The sequence below is a fragment of the Streptomyces alkaliphilus genome (genome assembly GCF_014141535.1).
Taxonomy (GTDB): Bacteria; Actinomycetota; Actinomycetes; order Streptomycetales; family Streptomycetaceae; genus Streptomyces; species Streptomyces alkaliphilus.
In genome coordinates, this window is record NZ_VKHT01001459.1 from 1 (window position 1) to 895 (window position 895).

The following is an 895-nucleotide window of genomic DNA, read 5'->3' on the forward strand; positions in this document are numbered from 1 at the left end:
GAGGAGGGGCGGGGCGTCGGGTCCGGTCGGGGCTCCGGCCGCACCGTGCCCCGGAGGGCCGGGTCGATACGGTCGGCCACGGGCGACGGCACCCCGGCCCCCGGGGTGGGCCGGGACCGGTGACCGCGTGGAACGCGATGTTCCCGTCGTGCTCCGCGCCCGCGCCGATGGCGGCCCCCGGGGTCACGCCGGCGGGGCGGCGGCGTTCTCTCCCGGGGCCCGGTGCGGCGTCCCGGCCCGCACGAGGGGGACGGCGGACCCGGGCGCGGACGGGACGCCCGTCTCCCCCGGAAGGTCTCTCCCGCGTCCCGTCCCCGGTCGATGTGTCGCGGTCAGACCTCCGTCTCCGCCGATTCGGGCTTCTCCTCGTACCGGGCGAGCGCGAGGCCCAGTCCGAAGAAGGTCGGCGCCCACTCACCGATGAAGATGCCCCAGCGGTCGGCGCGGTCCAGGCCGGCGGCCTCGGCTTTGAGTGAGGTGGCCCAGGAGAGGAAGGACAGGCCGATGGAGGCGAAGGCGGCGGTGTAGGCGTGCTCGCTGCGCACGCCGACTTCGTGCAGCTTCTTGACGATCACGAGGACCCTCCGGAGCGTTCGACGGGGTGACGGCCACCCCGAACGGTGTCTCCCACCGTCCCGGGATCCCCTCGTCCGGCAACCCGGGAAGGTCCCACCGGGTCACTCCCGGACGTCGCCGTCCAGGTAGTACCAGCGACCGCCGGTGCGGCGGAACCGGCTCACCTCGTGCAGCACCCCGGCGTGCGGGCCGTGCCGCCAGTGCGCCCGGAACTCGACCGTCGCCTCGTCACCCGCGTGGAAGGGACCGCCACCGTCGGCGGCGAGCACCTCCAGTCGTTCCCAGCGCAGCGCGGGATCGGGGTCCACCCGGGCGGGGC

Annotated in this window: 2 protein-coding genes; both read right to left on the reverse strand. The window is 75.6% G+C overall.

The window, feature by feature from the left end; genetic code table 11:
• Window positions 1-332: 332 nt before the first annotated feature.
• Complete coding sequence (locus tag FNQ90_RS25080) at window positions 333-575, reverse strand: hypothetical protein (RefSeq protein ID WP_143624599.1); 243 nt, start codon at window positions 573-575, stop codon at window positions 333-335.
• A gap of 102 nt (window positions 576-677) precedes the next feature.
• A partial coding sequence (locus tag FNQ90_RS25085; RefSeq protein WP_267131011.1) for a YchJ family metal-binding protein occupies window positions 678-895 on the reverse strand: 218 nt, incomplete at its 5' end.